At 68.9% G+C, this 17,808-nt stretch carries 16 protein-coding genes and 1 pseudogene; 13 read left to right on the forward strand and 4 right to left on the reverse strand.

What is annotated here, in order from left to right:
- Positions 1–369: 369 nt before the first annotated feature.
- The 11 genes and pseudogenes from E3O22_RS14525 to E3O22_RS14575 all read left to right on the forward strand — a co-directional run bounded on the left by E3O22_RS14525 (position 370) and on the right by E3O22_RS14575 (position 11,028).
- Positions 370–738 (forward strand): DUF4440 domain-containing protein, encoded by a 369-nt coding sequence (locus E3O22_RS14525; RefSeq protein ID WP_134395911.1) that lies wholly within the window; start codon positions 370–372, stop codon positions 736–738.
- Between the two features lie 112 nt (positions 739–850).
- Positions 851–2,086 carry a hypothetical protein gene (locus E3O22_RS14530; protein WP_134395912.1) on the forward strand — a complete coding sequence of 412 codons (1,236 nt, stop codon included), beginning with the start codon at positions 851–853 and terminating at the stop codon, positions 2,084–2,086.
- 142 nt (positions 2,087–2,228) lie between these two features.
- Positions 2,229–2,939, forward strand: coding sequence for an ATP-binding cassette domain-containing protein (locus E3O22_RS14535; RefSeq protein WP_134395913.1), 711 nt, complete (start codon positions 2,229–2,231; stop codon positions 2,937–2,939).
- A complete protein-coding gene (locus tag E3O22_RS14540) occupies positions 2,940–5,030 on the forward strand; it encodes a YhgE/Pip family protein (protein ID WP_134395914.1) in 2,091 nt (696 codons plus the stop codon).
- 60 nt (positions 5,031–5,090) lie between these two features.
- A complete protein-coding gene (locus E3O22_RS14545; protein WP_134395915.1) occupies positions 5,091–5,684 on the forward strand; it encodes a TetR/AcrR family transcriptional regulator in 594 nt (197 codons plus the stop codon).
- 8 nt (positions 5,685–5,692) lie between these two features.
- Positions 5,693–6,187, forward strand: a complete 495-nt coding sequence (locus tag E3O22_RS14550) for a DUF3151 domain-containing protein (protein WP_241973455.1) — start codon at positions 5,693–5,695, stop codon at positions 6,185–6,187.
- The gene (locus E3O22_RS14555; protein WP_134395917.1) at positions 6,188–7,474 is read left to right on the forward strand and encodes an adenylosuccinate synthase; all 1,287 of its coding nucleotides are present in this window, start codon (positions 6,188–6,190) and stop codon (positions 7,472–7,474) included.
- A gap of 212 nt (positions 7,475–7,686) precedes the next feature.
- Positions 7,687–8,346 carry a GNAT family N-acetyltransferase gene (locus tag E3O22_RS14560; RefSeq protein WP_134395918.1) on the forward strand — a complete coding sequence of 220 codons (660 nt, stop codon included), beginning with the start codon at positions 7,687–7,689 and terminating at the stop codon, positions 8,344–8,346.
- Positions 8,347–8,523: 177 nt separating this feature from the next.
- Entirely contained in the window at positions 8,524–9,498 is a 975-nt protein-coding gene (locus tag E3O22_RS14565) for a DMT family transporter (protein ID WP_134395945.1), read from the forward strand.
- A 148-nt stretch (positions 9,499–9,646) separates the two neighbouring features.
- Positions 9,647–9,973: pseudogene (locus E3O22_RS14570) on the forward strand (chorismate mutase); the annotation flags it as partial.
- A 101-nt stretch (positions 9,974–10,074) separates the two neighbouring features.
- A complete protein-coding gene (locus E3O22_RS14575) occupies positions 10,075–11,028 on the forward strand; it encodes an SDR family NAD(P)-dependent oxidoreductase (protein WP_134395920.1) in 954 nt (317 codons plus the stop codon).
- Positions 11,029–11,143: 115 nt separating this feature from the next.
- Here the strand turns inward: E3O22_RS14575 and E3O22_RS14580 are convergent, their stop codons facing one another.
- The 3 genes from E3O22_RS14580 to E3O22_RS14590 all read right to left on the reverse strand — a co-directional run bounded on the left by E3O22_RS14580 (position 11,144) and on the right by E3O22_RS14590 (position 15,181).
- Complete coding sequence (locus tag E3O22_RS14580) at positions 11,144–12,097, reverse strand: hypothetical protein (protein WP_134395921.1); 954 nt, start codon at positions 12,095–12,097, stop codon at positions 11,144–11,146.
- A 196-nt stretch (positions 12,098–12,293) separates the two neighbouring features.
- On the reverse strand, positions 12,294–14,603 hold the full coding sequence (gene purL / locus E3O22_RS14585) for a phosphoribosylformylglycinamidine synthase subunit PurL (RefSeq protein WP_134395922.1): 2,310 nt from the start codon (positions 14,601–14,603) through the stop codon (positions 12,294–12,296).
- Positions 14,604–14,719: 116 nt separating this feature from the next.
- Positions 14,720–15,181: a DUF3817 domain-containing protein gene (locus tag E3O22_RS14590; protein WP_134395923.1), complete on the reverse strand. Its 462-nt coding sequence runs from the start codon at positions 15,179–15,181 to the stop codon at positions 14,720–14,722.
- A gap of 153 nt (positions 15,182–15,334) precedes the next feature.
- Between E3O22_RS14590 and mgrA the strand changes: the two genes are divergently transcribed.
- Positions 15,335–16,360, forward strand: a complete 1,026-nt coding sequence (mgrA, locus tag E3O22_RS14595) for an L-glyceraldehyde 3-phosphate reductase (RefSeq protein WP_134395924.1) — start codon at positions 15,335–15,337, stop codon at positions 16,358–16,360.
- 148 nt (positions 16,361–16,508) lie between these two features.
- Positions 16,509–17,027 (forward strand): hypothetical protein, encoded by a 519-nt coding sequence (locus tag E3O22_RS14600; RefSeq protein ID WP_241976676.1) that lies wholly within the window; start codon positions 16,509–16,511, stop codon positions 17,025–17,027.
- Between the two features lie 71 nt (positions 17,028–17,098).
- Here E3O22_RS14600 and E3O22_RS14605 read toward each other — a convergent pair whose 3' ends face one another.
- Complete coding sequence (locus tag E3O22_RS14605) at positions 17,099–17,650, reverse strand: cob(I)yrinic acid a,c-diamide adenosyltransferase (RefSeq protein WP_134395926.1); 552 nt, start codon at positions 17,648–17,650, stop codon at positions 17,099–17,101.
- Positions 17,651–17,808 lie beyond the last annotated feature (158 nt).

Raw genomic sequence — 17,808 nt, forward strand, 5'->3', positions numbered from 1 at the left:
CGGCGCATTGCGATCTGGACCATTCCCTGGATTGGCAGTTCGACGGGCTGACCGCGCACGACAACCTCGCGCACCTGTGCCCGGCGTGTCATGCGTTGAAGAGCGAGACCGGGTGGCAGGTGTTGCACCATCGGTGATGGCACGCTTGAGTGGACGTCGCCGACCGGGCGCACGTTCGTGAGTGAGCCGGCCACGGTCATCCGCACGGCGTCGCCTGTGCCGAGACCCGCACCGGAACCGCGCACGCCCGATCCCGATCCCGAGCCCGACCCGGCGCCGTACTGACGGTCGGCTCGCCCGGCCGCAGATCCAGAACTCAGTCCCGACCCCAGCGGCTCAGTCGGTGCTTTGAGGGGCTAGCGTTGGGTCATGACTGCGATCACTGACGATCTGCCCGCCCGCCTCCTTCACGAAGAGCACGATGGGTGGCAGGCGATTCTCGCCGGCCGCGGCGGAGACTATTACCGGCGAACGATGACCGCGGACGGACTGCTGATCCTGCCGGGCAGGATCGTCACCCGCGACGAAGCGATCGCCTTCTTCAAGGAGATGCCCGCCATCACGAGCTACCAGCTGCGCGAGCCGGCCGTGGTGCGTCAGAACGAACACGCCGGGGTGCTCGTCTACCGGCTCCTGGCCCACCGCGGAGACGAGGTGATCGAGGCGAACGCGGCCACGACCTACGTATTCGCTGACGGCGGCTGGTGCGTCGCGACGCACCAGCAGACCGCCCTGTAACGGCAGAGCGGGGCAGTTTTTCCGCTCCGTTGCGGGCCGTCCCGGCAGGGTTGTGAACGCCGGAGCCCGGGGATACCGTGGCTGTCAAACTGCCACAGAAGGGACTCCGGCCATGGCTGATTTCAGTAATGAGGGACTAGCGGACCTGTACCGTCGATCCGGTTCGGTGTCGAGTGCCTACGTTGACGTGACCCAGGATGCGCAGAACCCCCGGCGCACCTCCTCCCTGCGCCAACGCACACTGCGGGAGGCGCTGACCGACGTCGGTGCCCCGGAGATCGACATCAGCACCATCATCGAGCTGATTGAGGAGCCGCCGGGCGTGGGCGGTCCGATAAGCCGGCTGATGTTCGTGCGGCAGGGCGTGGTCGAATTCAACGAGGTGCTCTCGGGGGAGCCGCTCGGCGAGTTGCTGGTCTCCTACGGGCCGGTGCCCGCTCTGATCCCCCTGCTGATCCACCGCCCGCGGGACCTCAGCTACGTGGTGGCCGAGGCCGGGCGCGACGGCGGCGAGGTCACCCTCTACCGGCTCAGCCGCTCGCACCCGGTCTCCAAGGTGAAGGTGGAGGGCGACACGGAGTTTCTCACGAAGGTGGGTTCCGAAGACGACTTCCTCGCGAACGGGCGCTATCAGCACCACACCGAGGAGGTGTGGAAGCGCAACGAGGGCCAGATCTCCGCCGCGATCGACGAGGTCGTGCGGGACAGTAAGGCCGAGCTGCTCGTGCTCACCGGCGACGTGCGTGCCCGCCAGTTGCTCGTCGACCAGCTCTCTCCCGCAAGCCGCGCGGTGCTGCACGTCGTTCCCACGAACACCCGCCCGGGTGGTGCCACGCAGGAGGAACTCGAAGGTGACCTCAATCGCCACCTCGCGGCGATTCTCGCGCAGGAGGAGCACGACGCCCTCGAGCGGCTGGGGACGGGACAGGGCAGCGGCCTCTCCGAGCTCGACTTCGCGGCCGTAGTGCGGGCCATGCAGCAGGGCCAGGTCGATGTGCTTATGCTGGCCCCGGACCGGATGATGGGGACGACTCTGATCGCCCTCGACCGCGAGCCGTGGCTGGCAGCCACCTCGGCCGATGCCCTCGGCGCAAGTGAGCTCGGATCGGTGCCGGCCGCCGACGCGCTGATCCGTGCGGCGATGCTGACGGATGCGCGGGTGATGGTGGTGTCTCCCGGAGAGCTTCCGGCGGAGACGAGCGCCGCCGCTCTGCTGCGCTGGTCGACCCTCCCGGCCTCGGCCGAAGCTCCCACCCCCGCGGAGGCCGAGCTCGCGAAGCTTCCCAGCCGCGGCGACGCGGTGACATTCCCGCGTCGTCGCGCAGCATCCGGTACTCCGGAGTCTTAGCCGCGGCCAGAACGGCGTTCACTGTGGCGAAGGCCACGGTGCCGTCCGGGCGGCACCCGGGGCGCGCAGGCCTGAGCCGTGGCACGCGGCACGTCGATCTCTCGTTCTATACTGACTAGTCAGTACAAACGAGAGGATCGACGTGCAGTCGACAGTAAGGGCGCACGACCTGGCCCTGCGATTCAAGCGGGGCTCGGTCTACGGGCCCCTGAGCTTTGGGGCCGGCACCGGCCTCACCGTGCTCTGCGGCCCCACCGGCAGCGGCCGGACCAGCCTGATGCTGACCCTGGCCGGTCGCATGAAGCCGAGCGAGGGAACCCTCGAGGTGCTCGGCCACGAGCTGCCCCGCCGGGCCCGCCGGGTGCAGAAGCGCACCGGCATCTCGGGCTTCCACGACGTCGACACCCTCGAGGAATCGGTCACCGTCGGCGCCGCAATCCGTGAGCGCACGGCCTGGATCTCCCCCTGGTGGGCGTTCATCCGCTCGGTCGACGACACCGAGGTGCGCCGCGTCTGCGCCCCCGTGTTCGGCGGAGTGCCGATTCCGGCTGCCGACACCGTGATCTGGGACCTCAATGAGGTGCAGACCGTGCTGCTGCGGGCCGCGCTCGCGGTCATGAACGAGCCGAGCATCCTCTTCTTCGACCAGGTCGAGCAGGTGCACGCACCGGAGTCCCGGCGCATCCTCTGGCAGCGCCTCGCCTGTGTCGCCGCCGCCGGAACCAGCGTGATCGCGTCCGCGACCGCGCCCGAAACCGAGATGTGGGCCGAGCTCGGCATCGACCCGACCGTTGTCATGATGAACAAGGCTGGGATGACCCCGTCCGTTCCACTGAATCAGGAGACCCGCTGAATGTTCGCCTTCCTCTCCTCCGGCACCGAGCTGCACCGCTTCGGCAAGGGCAAGATGCCCAAGATCGCCCTCGTCGTGCTCATGTTCATCCCGCTCATCTATGGGGCGCTCTACCTCTGGGCCTTCTGGGCGCCCGACCACGAACTCGACCACCTGCCCGTAGCGCTGGTCAACGGAGACACCGGCGCCAGCCGGGACGGTGAACCGGTCACCGCCGGCCAGGATCTGGTTGACGAGCTGGTCGACGGCCACGAGCTCGGCTGGATCGTGACGAACGGGACGGATGCCGCCGCGGGCGTCAGGGACGGCGACTACTACTTCTCGGTCACCATCCCGAGCGACTTCTCGGCCAGCGCCGTCTCCGCCGGCACCGACACCCCGCTTTCGGCCACCGTGCAGGTCGACTACAACGACAGCAACAGTTTCCTCGCCACCACCATGGGCAAGCAGGCCATGGTTCAACTGCGGGACGCGGTCGCCACCGAGATCGGCGACCAGACCGTCAATGCGCTCCTGGTGGGGGTTAACGAGGCCGGTGACGGCATCCGTTCGGCAGCGGATGGCGCCGGCCGGCTGTTCGACGGGCTCACCACAGCGTCGGCCGGGACCGGCTCCCTCCTGGTCGGCCTCGATGCCCTTGCCGAGGGAGCGCTCACCCTCGACGACGGCGTCGCGCGCCTCACCGACGGCGCCGGCACCCTGGCGACCGGACTGGACACGCTGTCCGACGGCGCCCGGGCGCTCGCCAGCTCCTCGGTGACCCTCTCCGACGGCACCGTGCAGGTGTCCGAGGGGATGCAGGCCGCCGCCACGGGGGCCGCGACCCTCTCCGAGAAATCGGTGCAGCTCGCCGACGGCGCCGACCAGATCGCCGCGGGAACCGGCACGCTCGCCGGCGGCACCGCCTCGGTGTCGACCGGACTGCACGACCTGCTCCTGCAGATGCAGGCGGCAGCGGAAGGCACCCCCGCGTCGGCGTTCCTGCCGGCCGTGGAGCACCTCGGCGCCGGCGCCGGAGCCGTGAACGCGGGTGCCCAAGGCGCGCTCACCCAGACCCAGACCTACGCCGGGCTCAGCGACCAGTTCTCCACCGGAGCCGGTGAACTCTCCGGCAAGCTGATCGCCGGGGCTTCCGGCGCCGCCCAGGTGGCCACCGGTGCCGGGCGACTCTCGGCCGGTGCGGCCTCCCTGGCAGAGGGGGCCGCCACCGCGGCTTCCGGGGCAGACTCCGTACTCGCCGGCAGCGAGCTGCTGGGCGAGGGCACGGGGTCACTGTCCGACGGCACCCGGCAGCTCGCCGACGGCGGCGCGAGCCTGAACACCGGCGCCGTTGAACTCGCCGCCGGCAGCGGCACCCTCGCCGGCTCCCTCACCACAGGCGGGCAAAGTGCCCCCGACCTCACCGCGGAACAGATTGCAGAGAAGACGGCCGTAATCGCCAGCCCGGTCACGCTCGTGCAGAAGTGGGAGAACGCCTCCGACAGTTTCGGCGAGGGGTTCGCACCCTTCTTCCTGGCCCTGGCCACCTTCGTCGGCGGCCTGATCACCTGGCTGATCCTGCGGGCTCTGCCCACCCGGGCCCTCGCCAGCGCCGCCTCCGGGCTGCGCTCGACCATGACCGGCTTTCTGCCGGCGATGGCCATCGGGCTCGCCCAGGTCGTGATCATGGTGCTCGTGCTGGTCTACGGCATCGGCCTGCAGCCCGAACACTGGCTCGGGATGAGCGCGTTCCTCTACCTGACGACGCTCGCCTTCCTAGCTCTGCAGCAGATGTTCATCATCCTGCTCGGCACCGCGGCCGGCCGCGTGGTCAGCCTCGTGCTGCTCATGCTGCAGCTGAGTTCGTCGGGCGGCACCTATCCGGTGGAGACCACGCCTGTGTTCTTCCAGGTGCTGCATCCCTTCATGCCGGCGTCATACGTCGTGACCGGGCTGCGCGAACTGATCACCGGAGGCATCGACTCTAGACTGTGGGTTTCGGTTGCCGTTCTCGCCGTGATGTTGGTCGGCTCGATCGCGATCAGCGCCTGGAGCGCCGGCCGCCAGCGGATCTGGACCGTGGGCCGGCTGCACCCCGAACTGACCATCTAGAGCGGTCCCGGCCGGCACCGAACCTGCCGGCACCGAACCTGCCCGTGGAAAGGAACTCCAATGGCACGCGCCACCGGAACGAAACGCGCCATCCTCGACGCCACGCTGGAGCTGGCCGCGACCAGGGGCATCAGCGGCACCACGATGGATGAGGTCGCCGAGCGGGCCGGGGTGGCCAAGGGCAGCCTGTATTACAACTTCAGCTCCAAAGACAAACTGTTCGAGGAACTGCTGCAGGAGGGGGTCGGCGCGCTCGCCGAGACCCTCCGCCGATCGTCGGCCGGTCTGCACGGCAGCGCGGCCCTCGAGGCGCTGATGCACGCGCTGCTCGACCGGATCGCGGCGAACACAGCACTGTCCAAGCTGATGGCGGCGGAGATCTTCCGCACCGACCGCACCTGGCAGAAGACGCTCTTTGCGCTGCGGCACGAGGCCCTCGCCGTGTTCGCCGACGCGATCGCGGAGGCGAAACCGGGCAGCCGTGCCGACTCGACCTGCGGCCTGATGGCATCGAGCGTGTTCGGCGCCGTGCTGATGGCGGGCCTGGAATGGCTCGTTTTCGAACCGGACCGGCCGCGGGACGAGGTCGCCGCGGCCATCCTCGGTTCCCTCTCCGGCGGCCTGTTCGGCGAGGAGCGGTCCGGGCCTTGTTAGGATCGAGTGTGACCGGCGACAATTTGATTGAGCAGCCCGAGACCCTTCTTCCCGCGGAACCGGAGGTGATCGAGGCGCTCCGCCGAGCCGAAAGCGGCAGCATTTCCGGCGTGGTGGAGGCTCATCCGACGTCCTCCCTGGCGTGGGCCGTGCTGGCCGACGCCACGCACCTCGAGGGTCGAACCCTGGAGTCGTATGCCTACGCGCGCGTGGGCTACCACCGCGGTCTCGACGCGCTCCGCAAGGCAGGCTGGCACGGCCAGGGCCCGGTGCGCTGGACCCACGAACCCAATCGCGGAGTCCTGCGGGCGCTCTACGCGCTGCGCCGGGCCGCGGGCGAGATCAATGAACAGAACGAGTTCGAGCGTCTCACCACCTTCCTGAACGGCGCCGATCCCACGGTGATCAGCCGCCTTGATCAGGAAACCATCACGCCGGACGGCTATCGGGCCACCGACCCGGCCCCGCCGACCGAGGCGTTCTTTATCCGAGGAGAAAACTAAATGCCAGCGATCGTTCTGATCGGAGCCCAGTGGGGCGACGAGGGTAAGGGCAAGGCCACCGACCTCCTCGGCAGCCGGGTTGACTACGTGGTCAAATTCAACGGCGGAAACAACGCCGGCCACACCGTGGTCATCGGCACCGAGAAGTACGCGCTGCACCTGCTCCCGTCGGGCATCCTCACCGCCGGTGTCACGCCGATCATCGCCAACGGCGTGGTCGTCGATATCGAGGTGCTTTTCGAAGAACTTGACGCGCTGATCTCCCGCGGCGTAGACGTGTCCGGGCTCAAGGTGAGCGCCAACGCCCACATCATCACCCAGTACCACCGCACGGTCGACAAGGTCACCGAGCGTTTCCTCGGCAAGCGCCAGATCGGTACCACCGGCCGTGGCATCGGCCCGACCTACGCCGACAAGATCAACCGCGTCGGCATCCGCGTGCAGGACCTGTTCGACGAGAACATTCTGCGCCAGAAGGTCGAGGGTGCCCTGGCCCAGAAGAACCACCTGCTGGTCAAGGTCTACAACCGTCGCGCGATCACGGTCGACGAAATTGTCGAGGACCTGCTCAGCTACGCCGAGCGCCTGCGCCCGATGGTCGCCGACACCGCCCTGCTGCTGCACGAGGCCCTCACCGCCGGAAAGACCGTGCTCTTCGAGGGCGGCCAGGCCACGATGCTGGATGTCGACCACGGCACCTACCCGTTCGTCACCTCCTCGAACGCGACCTCCGGCGGCGCTGTGACCGGCTCGGGCATCGGCCCGAACCGGATCGACCGGATCATCGCCGTCGTCAAGGCGTACACGACCCGCGTCGGCGCAGGCCCGTTCCCGACCGAATTGTTCGACGAGTCGGGCGAGTTCCTGCGCGCTAACGGCTTCGAGTTCGGCACCACCACGGGGCGCCCGCGCCGCTGCGGCTGGTACGACGCTCCCGTCGCCCGTTACACGGCCCGCATCAACGGGGTGACCGACTTCGTGCTGACCAAGCTCGACGTGCTGACCGGCCTGGACACGATTCCCGTCTGCGTCGCGTACAGCGTCGACGGCGTGCGTTTCGACGAGGTGCCCGTGTCGCAGTCCGACTTCCATCACGCGAAGCCCATCTTCGAGCACTTCCCCGGCTGGACCGATGACATCACGGGCGCGCGCACCTTCGAGGACTTGCCGCGGAACGCGCAGGCCTACGTGCTCGCGATCGAGAAGATGAGCGGCGCCCGCATCTCGGCGATCGGCGTCGGTCCCGGCCGCGAGGAGATCATCTCGCGCCACGATCTCGTCGACTGAGGTAGCGCGGCTGCGAGCTGCGAGCTGCGGGCTGCGGGCGGTGCTGAAGGGCTCCGCCCGGTGCCCGGACGAATTCGACGGAGATTGTGCTGCTGGGGGGCGAAAACCGGCCCGCGGCATCCGTTCTCGGCTCAATCTCCGTCGAAATCGTTCACGCCGACCTGACCGCTGCCGTTCATTCGGTGGCAACCTGGCGCTGCCACAGTGTCGGCATGACTGCCGAACGACCTCAGAGCATCGCCATCGTGGGCCACTATGTGCGGCTCGAACCTCTCACCCGCGCGCTGCTGCCCGAGCTGCACGGCGCGATCGCGCATCCAATGGTTTTCGACGGCGGTTTTGGCGGCGGCCCGGGTGGGCTCCGCACCGACCCGGCCGAGTTCACCGACTGGGCGGATGCCTACGTTCACTGGGCGGGACTCCCCTACGCGGTGCGCGTGGCCGGCGGCCCGCACGCCGGTGACCTCGTGGGCATGTCCACGCTCGGCGACCTGCACCTGGAACACGAGTCGGCCCATGTGGGCTGGACCGCCTACGATCCGCGGGTCTGGGGCACCGCCGTCAACGCGGAGACGAAGCTACTGCTGCTCGGGCTGGCCTTCGACCACGGGTTCGGTCGGGTGAAGATCCAGGCGGATGTGATGAACGTGCGGTCCTGCGCGGCCATCGCGGGCATCGGGGCCACGTATGAGGGGATTATCCGCCGGGAGCGGCGCCGGGCTGACGGCAGCTGGCGGGACACCGTGATCTACTCGATCCTCGACAACGAGTGGCCTCGGGTGCGGGCCGGGCTGCGGGCGCGGCTCGACGGGTACGGCGCGCGATCGGTTCAGTACCGGGTGCGGCCGCTCGAGACGAGAGACGTGGCCTGACGGCGACGCCGCCGGATGCCCGTTTGCGTCGTCCGGCGCGTTCCGGCGCGTTCCGGCGCGCGCTGCGGGACGCGGTCGAGCGCGTCCGTGCGGAGTGTCGGCGGGGCGCGGTACAGTCGGCAGGTGAGAGACGTTTCCGCCGCCGGACGAATCCGGGTCACCCTGCAGTTCATGGGCATGGGTGTGGTCTGGGGATCCAGTTTCCTGTTCATGAAAGTGGCCCTCGAGGGGGTCACGTTCGGCCAGGTGGCGTGGTCGCGGCTGGTGCTCGGCGGATTCACGCTCGGCCTGATCGTGCTGGTCAGCCGTCCGCGTGTGGCCAATGGGCCGGTGCTACCGCGCGAGAAGGTGGTCTGGCTGCATTTCCTGGTGATCGCGATCACCGGATGCGTCGTGCCGCATATTCTGTTCGCGTGGGCGGAGCAGTACGTGTCGTCGAGTTTGGCCAGCATCTACAACGCCGTGACGCCGATCATGACCGCGGTGATGGCGACGCTCGCGTTCCGGGTGGAGCGGCTCGTGCGCGGGCAGGTGGCAGGCATCCTCGTGGGCATCGCCGGCGTTGTCGTGATCATCGCGCCGTGGCGCTACGCGGCCCTGACCGGCGACCTCTGGGGCCAGCTGGCCTGCCTGGGCGCGGCGGTCTGCTACGGTTTCACGTTCGGCTACACGCGCCGGTTCCTGAGTGGCCGGCCGATCGCCCCCGCGACCTTCGCGTTCTTGAACATCGGCATCGCCGGGGCGATCATGCTTGTGGCCACCCCGGTGGTGGCGGCGTATCCGGTGGCACTGACCGTGCCGATCGTGGCCGGACTGCTCACTCTCGGCGCGCTCGGCACTGGCGTTGCCTACATCTGGCACATCAACGTGCTGCGCGCTTGGGGACCGACGAACGCGTCGACGGTGACGTATGTCACACCCGTCGTCGGGGTGCTGCTGGGGGTGCTCGTGCTCTCGGAGACCTTCTCGTGGCACGAGCCGGCCGGGGCGGCGCTGGTGCTGCTCGGCATCCTGCTGACCCAGCGGCGGCTGCTCTTGCCTGGGCGGGCGGGGTCGGCGCGGCGGTCGGCGCGGCCGGTGAGGGCGGCCCGGTCGTCAGGGTCGTCCGGGTCGGCGGAGTCGTCCGCGCCGCTGCAGCGGTCACGGAGTTGACGGCGGTCGGTATGGCGCCGGAATCGGAGCGGCCGGAAATGCGCTGGGAACGGGTGGCCGCGTCCGGGTAGGAGCCCTCGGCCTCCATCGGGGACGGCGGGCAGTGCCGATCGTGCGGTCACCGCGCGCGAAACGGTATCGTCGAACCATGGCTGCACACGAGGAATTGCCCGCCGGCGCGGGGCAGGAAGCGATCGACGAACTGGGCAGCATCCGTCAGAGCATCGACAACATCGACGCCGCGCTGATCCACTTGCTGGCGGAGCGGTTCAAGTTCACCCAGCAGGTCGGACGGCTCAAGGCCACGCACGGCCTGCCCCCGGCCGACCCCGAGCGGGAGCTGTTACAGATCCAGCGACTGCGCGGACTGGCCGAGGAGGCCCGGCTCGACCCGGCCTTCGCCGAGAAGTTCCTGAACTTCATCATCGCCGAGGTCATCCACCACCACGAGAAGATCGCCGGCACCGAGTCCGCGAACGGGTCAGCGCCGCGAGCTGCGGGGGCACGAACAGATGTCGCACGGCCGGTCGTGGGCACCAGCCCCGCTTCTTCCGCCACCACGTCGCCGGCCACCTCATGACTTCTCAGACCAACGCGCTCGCCGGGGCGGCGCGCGCCCTTCCGGCCCAGTTCGGGAAGACCTTCGTCGTCACCGGCGCCAACGCCGGCCTCGGCTACTTCACCACCGAGCAACTCGCCGCCGCGGGCGCCCACGTCGTGCTGGCCTGCCGCAATCTCCCGAAGACGGAGGCCGCGGTCGCGGCCATCCACGCCCGGGTGCCCGGGGCATCCGTGTCGGCGATACCGCTGGACCTGAGCGACCTCACCCAGGTGCACCGTGCCGCGGACGCGCTGCTGGAGTTGCCGCGGATCGATGGGTTGATCCTGAACGCGGGCATCGTGCACCCGCCGCGCAGGCGCGAGCTGAGCCCCGACGGGCACGAACTCGTCTTCGCGACCAATTTCCTCGGCCATTTCTCGCTCACCGAGCGGGTGCTGCCGGCTCTGCGGCGCACGCCCGGCAGCCGGGTCGTCGCGCTCGGGTCGATGATTTCACGGCTGCTGGACTCGCCGCTGCTCGACCTGCAGTTGGAGTCCGGCTACAACCGGTGGAAGGCTTACGCGCAGTCGAAGATCGCCATGCAGGTGTTCGGCTTCGAGCTCGATCGACGGCTGCGGGCGGCCGGCGCCGGCGGCACTGACGGGGTGCAAAGCCTCGTCGCACACCCCGGTTACTCGATTTCGGGTCTGACGCCGGGCATCCGCGGGGTCAATCAGCCGTCGCGTGCGAGCCGGTTCGCCGACACCCTGCAGTCCTTCGGTGCTCAGGGCAAGGACGCCGGCGCCTGGCCCACGGTGAGTGCGGCCGTCGACCCGGATGCCCGTGGCGGCGACTACTACGGCCCTCGCTACCTCACGCGCGGCCTGCCGACGCTGCAGGAGCCCACGCGCACCTCGCTCGACCCCGCGGTCGCAGAGTCGCTCTGGTCACGCTCGGAGCTCCTCCTCGGCGCCCCCTTCTCGATCTAGCGGTCGCCCCGCTGCACGGCCCCGCGTGCGCTCAAAACGCCGCCATACGATGGGGAATGGCGGCGTTTCTCGCGCACGCGACCTCCTGGAGAAGGCATGGGGCGGGAGGTGGGATTTAGGAGATCCAACCGCGATCGAGAAGGGCGGTGCGAATTCGGGCGATGATCGCAAGGGGAGAGTGGGATTTGTTGACACGGATGACCCGCCACCCTTCTTCCATGGGTTCGTCCAGCCGGTCGATGTCGCGGTGAAACTGTCGTTCGTCTTCGCGGTGCTGCCCGCCGTCATACTCGATCAGGACCTTGTAGCGCAGGTAGGCGAGATCGCCCAGGGCCATGAAGGCGCCGTATCGATTGACGAGGGTCAGGTTCACTTCCGGCTCAGGCAGGCCGGCCCGCACGATGAGGAGGCGCAGCACTGTTTCCTTGGCCGAATCGGTGCGCGGACGGACCAGGGCGAGGGCCTCGCGGAGTCGACAGGCACCGGGCAAGCCCGCGTGCCGTGCAACGGCCACCTGGAGTTCCGCCATCGTGGCCGGAGGCCGCTGTCGGCGCACGAGGGAGTCGCCAATGATGATCAACTCATCGAGGGTGAGGACCGTCGACAGCTGGACCCACGCGTCGACCGCTGAAGCGACGGCAAGGTGTCCCACCGAAACCACGCGCACCCGGTCCAGCGGAATCAGATGCCCGCGCACGCCCTTGCCGCGGCGGCGCCGGGTCCGAATGCTTGTGCCGACATCCACGATTGACCGCTCGAGGAGCCGTGCAGGAAGAGGTAGCCCGTGGAGAAGCGCGGCCGTCGCGTGGCTGAAGAACTGATCTGACGGCATCCGCACCGCGTAGTCACAGGCCCGGGTGCGCGCTGCTGCACGGATCCGGGCCCACCTGTCCGCGTCGCTGATGGGGGCCGGCGACGGGCCGCGCCCCACAGGCACCCGCACGCCGTGGAAGGGCCGCGCGAGGTCGCTGCGCCGCAGCCGCCCGGAATTGACTCCCCGCTGTCGAGCGTCGGCGACGGAAAACGGCCCATCACCGAGCCCGGCCGGCAGCTCAGAAGGCGGTCTCATCGCACGATGATGCCACCCGCTACGATTCGCGCGGTGCTCTATCCACAGGCGCCGACCGCAGACGCTCGCGCGTGCGCGGAAAGTGCCACTTTGATCCCGGCGATGGCGGCCGATTGGTCGCACGCAGGGGCGAAACGGGGTCGGACGGGCGGGCGGAGGGAGGAGGGAGGCGGGAGAACGGGCAGAGGAGGAACCCCTACTGCGCGAAACGGGAGGGGAGGGTGCTGCGGTGACGCGTCTGCAGGTCGGCGAGCAACACCGTGAAGTGGTCCTGGATCTCCAGGCTCGCCGAGGTCGCGTCCGTCACGCCGATGCGCAGCACCGGGTAGCCCCGCCCCTCGCAGAGTCCGAGGAACTTTACGTCGTCTTCCCGAGGAACCGATACGATCACGCGTCCGGCCGACTCCGAGAACAGGGCTACGGATGCGTCCACGCCGTCGCGCTCGCAGATGTCGCCGAGCCACACGCGGGCTCCGACCCCGAACCGGAGCACCGCTTCGGCCAGCGTCTGCGCCAGCCCACCCGAGCTGAGGTCGTGGGCGCTGTCGATGAGCGCCTCGATCGACGCCGCGTGCAGCAGCCCCGCCAGGGCGGCTTCGCCGGCCAGGTCGACGACGGGCGGCAGCCCGCCCAGGTGGTCGTGGATGACATCGGCCCAGGCAGAGCCGTCCAGTTCCTCGCGGGTCACGCCGAGCAGGTAGATGTTGTGGCCGTCGTCCTGCCAGCCGCTGGGCACGCGGCGGGCGACGTCGTCGATCACGCCGAGCACGGCGACCACAGGGGTCGGGTGGATCGGCTGGTCGCCGGTCTGGTTGTAGAACGACACGTTGCCGCCGGTGACCGGGATCTCGAGCGCCAGGCATCCGTCGGCCAGACCGTCGACGGTCTGGGCGAACTGCCACATCACCTCGGGGTTCTCCGGCGAGCCGAAGTTGAGGCAGTCGCTGATGCCGACCGGCACCGCGCCGGTCACGGCCACGTTGCGGTAGGCCTCGGCGAGAGCGAGCTGCGCGCCGCGGTACGGGTCGAGCTGGCAGTAACGGCCGTTCGCATCGGTGGCGATGACGAAGCCGAGGCCCGACTCCTCGTCGATCCGGATCATGCCCGCGTCGTCGGGGAACGAGAGGGCCGTGTTGCCCATCACGTAGCGGTCGTACTGGTCGGTGATCCAGCTCGGGTCGGCCAGGTTCGGCGAGCCGAGCAGGGCCAGGAACTGCTCACGCAGCACCTCGGGTGAGGTCGGGCGGGGCAGCGCGGAGGCGGTGTCGGCCTGCAGCGCGTCGAGCCAGGTGGGGTAGGCGACCGGGCGGTCGTAGACCGGCCCGTCGACCGCGACAGTGCGCGGGTCCACGTTGACGATCTCCTCGCCGTGCCAGTCGATGATGAGCCGGCCGGAGTCGGTGACCTCGCCGAGCACGCTGGTCTCGACATCCCATTTGGCGGTGACAGCGAGGAAGCCGGCGAGCTTCTCCGGGGTGACGACGGCCATCATGCGTTCCTGGCTCTCGCTCATCAGGATCTCTTCGGCCGTCAGGGTGGGGTCACGCAGCAGCACCTTGTCGAGCTCGATGAACATGCCGCCGTCGCCGTTGGAGGCGAGCTCGCTGGTGGCGCAGGAGATGCCTGCGGCGCCCAGGTCCTGGATGCCCTCGACGAGCTTCTCGCGGTAGAGCTCGAGGCAGCACTCGATCAGCACCTTCTCGGCGAACGGGTCGCCGACCTGCACGGCGGGGCGTTTGGTCGGGCCGCCTTCGGAGAAGGTGTCCGAGGCGAGAATGGATGCCCCGCCGATGCCGTCGCCGCCGGTGCGGGCTCCGAAGAGCACCACCTGGTTGCCGGCGCCGGTGGCGTTGGCGAGGTGCAGGTCCTCGTGGCGCAGCACGCCCACGGAGAGCGCGTTGACGAGCGGGTTGCCCTGGTAGACCTTGTCGAACCAGGTCTCGCCGCCGATGTTGGGCAGGCCGAGGCAGTTGCCGTAGAAGGAGATGCCCGACACGACGCCGTGCACGACGCGGGCGGTGTCGGGGTCGTCGAGACGTCCGAAGCGGAGGGCATCCATCACGGCGACCGGGCGGGCGCCCATCGAGATGATGTCGCGCACGATGCCGCCGACGCCGGTCGCGGCCCCCTGGAACGGCTCGATGTAGGAGGGGTGGTTGTGCGACTCGATCTTGAACGTGACCGCCCAGCCCTCGCCGACGTCCAGCACGCCGGCGTTCTCGCCCATGCCGACCATGAGGTTCTTCTTCATGGCGGGGGAGACCTTCTCGCCGAACGAGCGCAGGTACTTCTTCGAACTCTTGTAGGAGCAGTGCTCGCTCCACATCACCGAGTACATGGCGAGCTCGCCGCTGGTGGGGCGGCGGCCGAGGATCTGGCGGATCTCGGCGTACTCGCCCGGGGTCAACCCCAGCGCGTCGAACGGCTGCTCTTTCTCGGGCGTCGCAATCGCGTTTGCAACGGTGTCGGCAATGCCGCGGGAGGGTGTGGTGGTAACAGCGGTCACGAGTGGCGTTCTCCCAGAGATAACGGATGCTTGACCTGGCGAGTCTACCCGCCGCGCCGCTTCAGCGCCGGTTCCGAGACCGCCCGGCTAGAGCCTGGCCGCGGCCTGGCCGCCCGCTAGCTGCGCCCGCCGGGAGGACCCAGCGACAGCATCACCGTCATGATCGCCACCGCGGCCACGGCGAAACTGCTGATCAGGATCACCGGACGGTTCAGCATCCAGCGCAGCAGCGTGCCCACCCAGGTGTGGTCGCGCGGGTCGTCGGTGGCGACGCGGCGCCAGTCGCCGTCGAGCCGGCCGGTGCGGTCGAGACGGATGTCGAACGGCACCGTCGCGTAGGGCACGATCGCCGTGGCGACGGCGAGCACCATCAGCCGGACCGGCCAGCGCTGGTTCAAGCCCACCAGCACGGCGGTCAGGGCGTAACTGATGAAGACGAACCCGTGCAGGGAGCCTGCGATCCGCACCGGGGTGCCGCCGGCATCCGCCACGTATTTCAGCAGCATGCCGCCGATCAGGAGGGTCCAGGTCACCGCCTCAGCGATGGCGATGGTGCGGTAGAAGAGGCGGGGAGACACGGGGGAACACTCCAGGGGGTGGGGAACGGGACGAAAAAAAGGGGGAGCTTCGATCTTCGCAGGGTTGCGGCGGAGCCGCGCATCGGTCGATCGGATGACACGACGGATCAGTGGGGCAGAGGACCGCCCAGCCGACTGTGCGAGTCTGAAGGGATGACGTACCTTCCCGCAGACACCCGCTACGACTCCATGCCCTACCGCCGCACCGGGCGCAGCGGCCTCAAACTTCCCGCGATCTCGCTGGGCCTCTGGCAGAATTTCGGCGGCACCGCACCGATGGAGACACAGCGCGCCATCCTGCGCCGCGCCTTCGACCTGGGCGTCACCCACTTCGACCTGGCCAACAACTACGGCCCGCCCAAGGGCAGCTCCGAGAGCAACTTCGGCGTGCACCTCGCGCAGGATTTCGCCTCGCACCGCGACGAGCTGGTCATCTCGACCAAGGCCGGCTACGGCATGTGGTCGGGCCCGTACGGCTCGTGGGGTTCCCGCAAGTACCTGCTCTCGAGCCTCGACGCGTCCCTCGGCCGCATGGGCCTGGACTACGTCGACATCTTCTACTCCCATCGGGCCGACCCGGACACCCCGCTCGAGGAGACGATGGGCGCGCTGCACACGGCCGTCACGAGCGGTCGGGCGCTGTACGCCGGCATCTCCTCGTACTCGCCCGAGCGCACCCGGCAGGCCGCCGCGATCCTGGCCGAGATGGGCACGCCGCTGCTGATCCACCAGCCCTCGTACTCGATGTTCAACCGCTGGGTCGAAGACGGACTGCTCGACACCCTCGACGACCTCGGCGTCGGCTGCATCGCCTTCTCCCCGCTGGCGCAGGGGCTGCTCACCGACCGCTACCTGAACGGGGTGCCCGAGGGGTCCCGCGCCTCGCAGGCCGGCTCGATGAGCCGCGACATGGTGAACGACCAGACGGTGGGGCGCATCCGTGCCCTGACCGAGATCGCGGATGCCCGCAGTCAGTCGCTCGCCCAGCTCGCCCTGTCGTGGGTGCTGCGACGCGAAACCGTCACCACGGCGCTGGTCGGCGCCTCCTCGGTGAAGCAGTTGGAGACGAACATCGCCGCGATCGACAACCTTGCGTTCACCGACGCCGAGATCGCGGCGGTCGACGAGCACGCCGTCGACATGGGCATCAACCTGTGGGAGCCGTCTAGCGCCGTCTAGCCTTGGCGACATCGACGGATGACTCGGGCGGGCCGCTGCGGCGCCCGCGCCGTGAGCGCCGGGAAACTTTCCTCGACAGGTTATTAAAAGCAGAGTTATCCTTTTAATAAATCGAACGATGAGATCGAGGAGACTGCTAGTGGCCAGAATGAGTGTGGAAGTGGAACTCGAGAAGGGCGAAGTGACGAAGTACCGGCGTCACGAGAACGGGCGTGGACTGGTGTCGCCCGGCGCCCAGGTGAACCCGAGCGCCTACGTGTCGAGCGCAACGTATGTGGAGAGTGACGCCCAGGTCGGGCCTGAATCGTGGATCGGGCAGGGGAGCTGGATCGACCACGGGGCGATCATCGGAGCGCGGGTCTTCGTCGGCGCGAACGTGCATGTCGGGGCCGATGCGATTGTCGGAAACGAGGCGCGCCTGGCCAGTAACACGGACATCGGCCGCGGGGCTTTCATCGCCGACGGTGCGGTCATCGACCACGAAATTGCGGTCCCGGAGTTCACCGACGTCAGCGCACGGCCGTCCGCCCGATCGCACACGGTCCCGCCGGGAGGACTGTCGGCGGCACCCGGCCTCGACCGTGCCGGATGGCGGCGAACCTGGGGTGCTCGGCGCAGGCCGTCGCCTCGCCTGCCGGCTCCTCCGGCGACGGCCACGGTGTCCTGAGCCACGGTGTCCTCAGCCACGGTGTCCTCAGAGCAGGAAGCAGGCAGGACGGGATCCGATTCCGGTTGTCCCTAGTCGTGGCTGGCGGGCTCTGCCTCAGGGCCCGCCGAGTGCCGGGCGAGCACGTAGAGCAGGTCGGACAGCCGGTTGAGGTAGTGGAAGACGTCATCGCTGACCAAGTGACCGGCCGCTCCGGCCCGGACCGTGTGCCGCTCGGCTCGCCGCACGACCGTTCTGGACAGGTCGATGGCGGCCTCGGTGGGCGTCGACCCGGGGATCAGGAAGACCGGGCGCAGCGGCCGGGCGGCGACGAGCCCGTCGATGAGTTCCTCCAGCTCCGTGACCATTTCGGGAACGACCTGCGATATGCGCGGGACGAGGCGGTCGCGGCGCTCCGGGTTGGCGGCCAGATCGGCTGCGACGACGAATAAATCGCGCTGCACCCGGAACAGGATCGCGGCATGCTCGGGCTCGGCGCAGCCCGCCCGCGCGATGCCGAGGGCCGACACCGCTTCGTCGATATCGCCGACCGCGTCCATGAGTTCATCACCCTTGGAGACCCTGCCGCCGTGAAGCATCCCGGTGCTGCCGGCGTCGCCGGTCCTGGTGTAGATTCTTGCCATTTCGTGGCCTTCCGTTGATCGCCGGACTAGGCTGACGAAGTCGCTGGACTAGCTCCGGACGATTCCATCGTTTCATGCATTCGCGTACCGGTGGGGGCTGTCTGCCCTCGGCACGCGAGGCGTCTGGCCACCGGTTGAAGGTCGCCCACGCACGGAAC

This window comes from Cryobacterium sp. TMT2-18-2 (assembly GCF_004402245.1).
In the GTDB taxonomy this organism is placed as follows: domain Bacteria; phylum Actinomycetota; class Actinomycetes; order Actinomycetales; family Microbacteriaceae; genus Cryobacterium; species Cryobacterium sandaracinum.